Below are 8,735 nucleotides of genomic sequence, written 5' to 3' on the forward strand. Positions count from 1 at the left end.
TCAACCTGCACGAATAGGAGGAAGAGAGACAACATGATGCTCCCCGGAAAATGGTACAAAAAGCATTTTAAAAACAATCTGTTCATGAAGATCATCCTGATCTTCTCCATTATAGCGGTGGTAACCACGATTACTTTCTCTTACCTGATGTTCCTGCTGATGTCACAATCTGCAGTGCAGAGGCAGCTGGAAATCCAGAAGCGGACCGTGGAGAGTGTGAACGACTATATGGAGCATAAATACAATGCCGTGCAGACGATGATGCGCGATGTGTACCGGGACAGTGAGCTCACGGCCAATACGTCCTACTTGCTGGAGCATCCCTATCAGGATTATGTCACCTACAGGCTCGAACGTTATCTCAATGAGAGCAACACCACCACGGACACTGTACGGTTCTTCCGCAACCAGATGGAGGATGATCCGGATATCCGCAGTCTGCTGCTCTACAGCTCTGCCAAACAGCAGCTGTATGTATTCAATGAACAGGAGAATTTCAATATTATCTCTACCAATGCAGCACATTCGTTTGTGCCGGATGCTTTGTATTTGGAGGAAGCCAGTAGTGTAACGACGCCGAATATCTGGGTCCGCAAAACGATAGCTCTCGCAGATTCCCCTATGTTCTCCATCCGTGTGCCGATTAATGACAAGCAGTCCCTGCGGAATATCGGACAGCTGCTGGTGTTCTATGATGCGGACCATATCTGGGCGAGCATGGGTGACTACAAGGATGATTTCAAAGGCGATATTATCGTGCTGTCGGCAGATAATGATGTATTGTTTGACAGCTCCGGGACATTCTACGGTAACAAATATCCTTATCCTGAGCAGATTGAAGCGATCTATGCGGACGGCGAGGAAGTGAACGGTATGCTGATTACGAAGCTGACGCATACCCAGGGTGGTTTCACTGTACTCAGTGCGGTGCCGGAGGGGGAGCTCGCGGCGACTTACAGCGGTCTGCGCAACATGATTATTACCATTTGCCTGATCTGTATTCTGTTTGCGGTGATCACACCCTCGCTGTTTATCAGCAATTTTGCCACCCGGGCGCATAACATTATCCGCTTTACCCGCAAGGTGAAGAACGGGGACCTGGATGCCCGTATCACCGATGGGAAGGAAGACGAGCTGGGCCAGATCTCCAAAAGCTTCAATGATATGCTGGACGAGCTGAATCTGTACATCGACCGGGTGTTCAAGGCAGAGATCAAGCAGAAGCACAGCGAGATCGCTGCACTTGAAGCAAGGGTCAATCCACATTTTCTCTATAACACCCTGGAAGTCATCCGCATGCGCGCCATTTCACAGGGGGCGGCAGATGTTGGAGAGATGATATACAGTCTGTCTGTCCTGTTCAAAAGCTATGTTCACCCCAAGGCAAAGCATACCCTAAAGGACGAACTGGAAGCCTGCCGGCTGTATCTGGAGCTGTTCCGCATCCGGTATAAGGACAAATTCTCCTATGAGCTCCATTGTCCCAAGGAGCTTGAGGGGCGGGTTGTACTGAAGATGTCCCTGCAGCCCATCGTTGAGAATTATATCCTCCACGGGATGCGGACAGACCGCAACGATAACCATATCCGGATTCAGCTGGTCAAGGATGGCGGGATTCTCCGTGCTGTGGTCAACGATAATGGCCGTGGCATTAAGCAGGAACGGCTTGCACAGATTCAGCAGGATCTGCTGAATCCGGATAGCTCTTCGCAATCCTTCGGGCTGCGGAGCATTCATGAACGGATGAAACTGCTGTATGGAGAACCGCACGGCTTAGCGGTAGCGAGCGAAGAAGGCCAGGGGACCACCGTGACCTTATGTTTTCCTGATCTGGGAGAGGAGGAGCCAACCTATGTATAAGGTATTTATCGTAGACGATGAGCCCTTTATTATTGAAGGGCTGTATGATATTGTCGATTGGGCCGGAATGGGAATGGAGATTGTCGGCCGGGCGGAGAATGGTCAGGAGGCCTTGCAGGCACTCACGTCGCTCCGCGCAGATATTCTGATTACCGACATTTCCATGCCTCTGATGAACGGGCTGGATCTGATCCGTGCTGTCCGCAGCTTCCAGCCGGGGCTAAAGGTCATTATTCTCAGCGGGTATGATGAGTTCGGGTATCTGAAGGAAGGGATGACGCTCGGCATTGAGAATTATCTGCTGAAGCCGATTAATCTCGAGGAGTTCAAGGCTACACTAAGCAATACCGTGGAGAAGCTTCATATGAGCAGAGTTGAAGATGAACTGAACGCGCAAAGCATCTCTATACTAAGAGATAATATTATGCACCGCTGGCTCCGGGAACAGATTGGAGCCAATGAATTCCGGGAGCGCTCGGAGCTGCTGGGCATCCAGCTGGACAAGCCGCTATTGCTGGCTGCCCTGCTGCGGCCGGGCAGAGGGGCCGGCAATGCGGAATTTTTGAAGGCGGTTGCGAATGCCCTTGGGGACAACAGCTCTACTATTCTTTTTCAGGATATGGATGGGGATGCTGTGCTTCTGCATGGCTTAAGCGAATACCAGCGCGGGAAGGAAGAGGTCGAGCGCTGCCATGAGCAGCTGGTGAAGAGGTTGTCCTCCTATCAGCCGCTTTGCTTCTCGCTGGGCTCTGTCGTGGAGACAGAAGGAGGAGCGGCACAGAGCTATGCGCAGGCGAAGAAAGCCCGGGAATATTTCATACTGTTTCCAGAACGGACAGTGATCCGCTATGAGGAGATAGCCAGCCGGAGTGAGGCGGACGGGCGGGAGGTCACGCAGAACTGGGAACAGGTGCAGAAGCTGATTCTGGCCAAAGACAAGGAAGCGCTGCTGCAGCGGATTGATGAGCGGTTCGAGCAGCTGCGGCATATGGAAGGCGTAACCCCGGAGGTTCTTCAGGACTTCTCTATGGAATGGCTGATCCGCTTCAAAATGCAATTGAAGGAAATCAGGCATTGTGAAGAACCCGAGCTATATCAGGAGGGCTTCCGCAGACTTCGCGAAACGACCTCGATTCATGAATGGATTCAGATTCTGAAAGAAGCCGCGTCGCTTACGATTGACCTGTTGATCCGTGATGTGAAGAGTCCGGTCGTGCAGCAGGTGCTTAATTTTATCCATGAATCCTACGCTGAGGATGTTTCGCTGAAGACACTCGGGGCACAGTTCAACATCCACCCGGTCTACCTGGGACAGCTGTTCAGCAAAGAGGTAGGGGATACGTTCACTGAATATATCAACCGCTACCGGATTGAGAAGGCCAAGGAGCAGCTGCGGGGAACCTCGTCCAAGGTGCATGAGATTGCCAGGAATGTCGGCTACTGGGAGACCGGTTATTTCTATAAGCAATTCAAAAAATATGTGGGGATTTCCCCCACCGAATATAAAGGACTTGTGTAACGGCTGTCTGCCGGGCAAGTTCTTTTCTTTATTTTCTACATGATTTATTTAGTTTAGCTTCTGTCTGAAAATGCTTACATCAACTAAAGTTAAGGTAATCCTTGAAAGGACAAAGGCCGTACAGACCTTCACATGTCCTGCAGTTTTGAGGTGAATAAAGGGGAGGTTATAAAGAATGAGCAAGAAAAGCAAACGGTTGTCCCTATTACTGACATCGATGATGGCAGTCTCGGTGCTGCTTAGCGCATGCGGCGGCGGTTCGAACAATGCAAGTTCCAATGATTCGGCTTCGGGATCAAAAGACAACACGGAAAAGCCGGTAGAGCTGATCTGGTACACCATCGGTGCGCCGCAGAAGGACCTGGACAAGGTCGTGGCTGAAATCAACAAATACACCAAAGAGAAAATTAACGCAACCCTGAAAATCAATATGCTTGATTACGGCGACTATTCGCAAAAAATGCAGGTTAAGGTAGCCTCCGGTGAACCTATGGACATTATGTTTACCAGTTCATGGGCCCTGGATTATGTACAGAATGCCCGCAAAGGCGCATTCATGGAGTTGGACAAGCTGATTGATGAGCAAGGCAAAGACATCAAGGCTGCCATCGACCCTGCCTTCCTGGAAGGCTCCAAGGTAGACGGACACAACTATGCGATCCCGGCCAACAAAGAGCTTCCGGCACAGGAAGTATGGCGCTTCAACAAAGAGCTAGTGGACAAGTATAAGCTGGACATTAGCAAAGCAACCACACTTGAAAGCATTGAACCTATGCTTAAAACCATTAAGGAAAACGAACCGGGCGTCACACCATATGCGATGGTGAAGGATTACATGCCGGTACTGCCTTTCGACTATATTATCGAAAAAATGCCAATGGCCGTTTATCTGAATACAAAGGACTATAAAATCGTCAACATTCTGGAAAGTCCAGAGCTGAAATCCAGTCTTGAAACCGTACACAAATATTACAAGGCAGGTTACGTATCATCTGAAGTTGCGACAACCTCCTCTGTGGATGATCTCTACAAAGCCGGCAAATGGTTCATGGACCGCGCCACTACACAGCCTATGGCTGACAATCTGTGGACGGCCAGCTACGGTTACCCTGTAGTCTCCACACCTGCGGGCGAATCCTACATTTATAACTGGTCCGTTATGGGTTCGATGCAGGCCATTTCCGCCAACTCCGAGCATCCGGAGAAAGCTATGGAATTCCTGAACCTGCTGAACACCGATCCTTATCTGCGCAACCTGGTCGACTCGGGTATTGAAGGCGTGCATTACGAGAAAATCAATGATACCACCATCAAGAATCTGCCGGAAGCGAAAAACTATGATATGCCGTCCTTCTCCCTGGGCAATATCATGATCAACTACTTGAACGAAGGCGACCCTGCGGACAAGTGGGAGCAGTTCAAGAAGTTTAACGAAGCAGGCATCAATGCTCCGCTGCTCGGCTTCAACTTTGATACCTCCAAGGTAACGAGTGAAATCGCCGCTGTGCAGAACGTGAAGGAAGAATTCTGGGCTCCGCTCATGACAGGAACCGTAGATCCTGACGAATATCTGCCAAAAGCGATTGAGAAATTCAAAGCTGCCGGACTCGATAAAATCATCGCAGAAGCACAAACCCAAATCGACGCTTGGAAAGCCGCGAACAACAAATAATTCATTCCCTTAAGGAAGATCGGGCGGGTGCCAAGCCTCTAGCCCGGTCTTTTCTTTTACAGTTTAGGAGGGCTCCACGTGAAAATGATTGGCGGATTCATCCGAAATATCATCAAAGACAAGGTTATGCTGCTCATGGTCCTACCAGGCGCGCTGTGGTTCCTCTTTTTCTCCTATCTGCCGATGGTAGGGACGGTTATTGCTTTTAAAGAATACCGCTACAGCCGGGAGGGCTTCTGGGCAAGCATTATCCACAGCAAGTGGGTAGGATGGGATAACTTTAAATTTTTGTTTACCACGAATGACGCGTATATCATCACCCGCAACACACTTTTATACAATGCCGTTTTCATATTGCTGGGGCTGGTGCTGTCGGTAGTTATGGCGATAGTGCTTGCAGAGATTGCCAACAAAAAACTGGCCAAGGTCTACCAGACCGGCATGTTCCTGCCGTACTTTCTGTCCTGGGTTGTAGTCGGCTACTTTGCCTTCAGCTTTCTCAGCTCTGAGAGCGGTGTGCTGAACCAGATCCTGAGCTATTTTGGAGCAGAACCCATCAACTGGTATTCCGAGAAAAAATACTGGCCGGTCATCCTCGTGCTCGTGTATCTGTGGAAGGCGCTCGGCTATAACAGCGTAGTCTATCTGGCGGCTATTATGGGTATCGACAAATCGCTGTATGAAGCGGCGATGATCGACGGTGCAGGCAAATTCCAGCAGATCAAGAACATCACGCTGCCGCTGCTCAGCCCGATTATTACGATCATGACACTGCTGGCCATCGGAAAAATCTTTTACGCCGACTTCGGCCTGTTCTACCAGGTGCCCCGCAACTCCGGGACGCTCTACAGTGTTACGAACGTTATCGATACCTATGTCTACCAAGGCCTCAAATCTACAGGCGAGATTGGCATGAGTACTGCGGCGGGTCTCTATCAATCCGTTGTCGGCTTCGTGCTTGTCATTACCTCGAACTATATCGTGCGTAAATTCAACAAGGACAGCGCCTTATTCTAGTCAGGGCGAAAGGAGTGAACCAGATGTCCACTATTGTCAATAAAGAACGTGATTTTCATAAGCTCTCCAAAACCTGGAACGTGCTGTTTAATCTGTTTGCCGGTGTTTTTGCATTACTGTGCGTATTCCCATTTATCTTTGTAGTCATCATTTCCTTCACGGATGAAGGAGCGCTGGCCAGAGACGGCTACAGTCTGTTCCCGGCTAAATGGAGTCTGGGTGCGTACAAATATGTATTCCAGTCGGGAGATATGCTGTTGCGATCCTATGGGGTGACCATCCTCGTGACGGTGCTCGGCACACTGATCAGCCTGCTGTTTATTTCTTTTTATGCCTATGCCATTTCGCGTAAAAGCTTCAGATATCGCAATTTCTTTGCGTTCTTTGCCTTTTTCACCATGCTCTTCAACGGCGGGCTCGTTCCGACCTACATCATCGTTACGCAGTTTCTGGGCCTGAAGGATACGATCTGGGCGCTCGTGATGCCGCTGGCGGTCAATGCCTTTTACATTATGATCTTACGTACTTTTTACAGCACCAGCGTTCCCGATGCCATTCTGGAATCCGGTAAAATCGATGGCGCAGGCGAATTCCGCATCTTTCTTACACTGGTACTGCCGCTCTCATTGCCCGGTCTGGCGACCATTGCCCTGTTCAGTACTTTAGGCTACTGGAATGACTGGTTCAATGCGCTGCTCTACATCGATGATCCGAATCTGGTGCCGCTGCAGTCGATGCTGATGCGGATCGAGACCAGCATGCAGTTCATCATGCAGAACTCCACCAACAGCTCACTCAGCATGGAGGCGCTTCGCTCTATGCCGCAGGATACCTCGCGTATGGCGATGGTGGTGTTAGCGACAGGTCCGATTATTTTCGCCTATCCTTTCTTCCAGCGTTATTTCATCCAGGGTCTTACGATAGGAGCCGTGAAGGAATAAGAGCGTCAGCAGAGAGGGAGTGGAAAGTATGACCTATAAAGATCCAGACAGACCGGCCCGGGAACGGGCAGAGAATCTGCTGGGACAGATGACCTTGGAAGAAAAGGCCGCACAGCTGGTTCAGCCCTTCGGCTGGCAGGCCTATGAACATACAGATGGAGCAATTACGCTTACGGAAGACTTCAAATGCCAGGTGGCAGAGACGGGCATCGGCTCGCTCTACGGCATGCTCCGTGCGGATCCGTGGACCGGAGTGACCCTGGCCAGCGGGCTGTCCCCGCGCCAGGGGGCGGAGGCAGTGAATGCGATTCAGCGTTATGCCATCGAGAACTCACGCCTCGGCATCCCGATCCTGATCGGGGAAGAGTGCTCGCACGGCCATATGGCCATCGGGGCGACTGTATTTCCGGTTCCGCTATCCCTGGGCAGCTCGTGGAATGTGGACCTGTACCGGGAGATGTGCCGGGCGGTGGCGCTGGAAACCCGGAGCCAGGGCGGAACGGTCACCTACTCGCCGGTGCTGGATGTGGTGCGCGATCCCCGGTGGGGCCGGACGGAGGAATGCTTTGGCGAAGATGCCTATCTGATCAGCGAGCTGGCGGTTGCCGCCGTGGAGGGGCTTCAGGGAGAATCGCTGAGCAGCCCGGAAAGTGTGGGCGCTACATTGAAGCACTTTGTCGGCTACGGCAGCTCCGAGGGAGGCCGCAATGCCGGTCCGGTGCATATGGGCTGGCGCGAGCTGCTGGAAGTGGATTTACTTCCGTTCAAGAAGGCGGTGGAAGCAGGCGCGGTGTCCATTATGCCTGCCTACAATGAGATTGACGGCGTGCCCTGTACGACGAATACCGCACTCCTGGAGGAGATTCTCCGGGGGGCTTGGGGTTTTGACGGGCTCGTGATTACCGATTGCGGCGCTATCGAAATGCTGGCCGCCGGCCATGACGTCGCCGAGGACGGTTTGGATGCGTCCGTGCAGGCGATCACGGCAGGGATCGATATGGAGATGTCCGGCGCGATGTTCGGCCAGCATCTGGTGAACGCTGTCCACAGCGGCAAGCTGGCCGTGGAAGTTCTGGACCGCGCCGTGCATCGGGTGCTGGAGCTGAAGTTCAAGCTCGGCCTGTTCGAGCAGCCGTACGCCGATCCGGAGGCGGCGGAGAAGTTCATCGGTAGCGCGAAGCACCGGGAGCTTGCCCGGAAGCTGGCTGCGGAGAGCATCATTCTGCTGAAGAATGATGGCGGGACGCTGCCGCTGGCGGGTAACGGTAGCATGGGCGCGGGCAGCGGGAGCACCGGCAAGGTTGCGGTCATCGGCCCGAACGCCGATGCGCCGTACAATCAGCTGGGCGATTATACCTCGCCGCAGCCGCGGTCCAGTATCGTCACCGTGTTAGACGGGGTCCGCAGCAAGCTTGGAGCGGAGCGGGTGCTGTACGCCCCTGGCTGCCGGATCAAAGGCGAGGACAGAGAAGGCTTCGAAGCCGCCTTGGCTTGCGCCGAGCAGGCTGACACGGTGGTTATGGTGCTTGGCGGCTCAAGCGCCCGCGATTTCGGCGAAGGCAGCATTGACCTGAAGACCGGAGCGTCAAAGGTGACGGAGCATGCCTGGAGCGATATGGACTGCGGCGAAGGGATTGACCGGATCTCGTTGGCCCTCTCAGGTGTGCAGCTGGAACTGTTCAAGGAGATTCATCAGCTGGGCAAGCCGGTGGTTGTGGTCTATATC

6 protein-coding genes are annotated in these 8,735 nt (G+C 52.4%); all 6 read left to right on the forward strand.

What is annotated here, in order from left to right:
* The first annotated feature begins 33 nt into the window (after positions 1 to 33).
* Positions 34 to 1,860 carry a histidine kinase gene (locus ACTJKB_RS26020; protein ID WP_440837238.1) on the forward strand — a complete coding sequence of 609 codons (1,827 nt, stop codon included), beginning with the start codon at positions 34 to 36 and terminating at the stop codon, positions 1,858 to 1,860.
* Positions 1,853 to 3,379 (forward strand): response regulator, encoded by a 1,527-nt coding sequence (locus ACTJKB_RS26025; RefSeq protein WP_440837239.1) that lies wholly within the window; start codon positions 1,853 to 1,855, stop codon positions 3,377 to 3,379. Before ACTJKB_RS26020 ends, ACTJKB_RS26025 begins: the two co-directional genes overlap by 8 nt.
* A 175-nt stretch (positions 3,380 to 3,554) precedes the next feature.
* Complete coding sequence (locus ACTJKB_RS26030) at positions 3,555 to 5,051, forward strand: ABC transporter substrate-binding protein (protein WP_440837240.1); 1,497 nt, start codon at positions 3,555 to 3,557, stop codon at positions 5,049 to 5,051.
* An 84-nt stretch (positions 5,052 to 5,135) separates the two neighbouring features.
* Positions 5,136 to 6,068, forward strand: coding sequence for an ABC transporter permease (locus ACTJKB_RS26035; RefSeq protein WP_440837250.1), 933 nt, complete (start codon positions 5,136 to 5,138; stop codon positions 6,066 to 6,068).
* 23 nt (positions 6,069 to 6,091) lie between these two features.
* Complete coding sequence (locus ACTJKB_RS26040; protein ID WP_440837241.1) at positions 6,092 to 7,009, forward strand: carbohydrate ABC transporter permease; 918 nt, start codon at positions 6,092 to 6,094, stop codon at positions 7,007 to 7,009.
* A 28-nt stretch (positions 7,010 to 7,037) separates the two neighbouring features.
* Positions 7,038 to 8,735, forward strand: a 1,698-nt coding sequence (locus tag ACTJKB_RS26045) for a glycoside hydrolase family 3 protein (RefSeq protein WP_440837242.1), incomplete at its 3' end; no start/stop codon positions are given.

This window comes from Paenibacillus sp. 22594 (assembly GCF_052044425.1).
In the GTDB taxonomy this organism is placed as follows: domain Bacteria; phylum Bacillota; class Bacilli; order Paenibacillales; family Paenibacillaceae; genus Paenibacillus_AQ.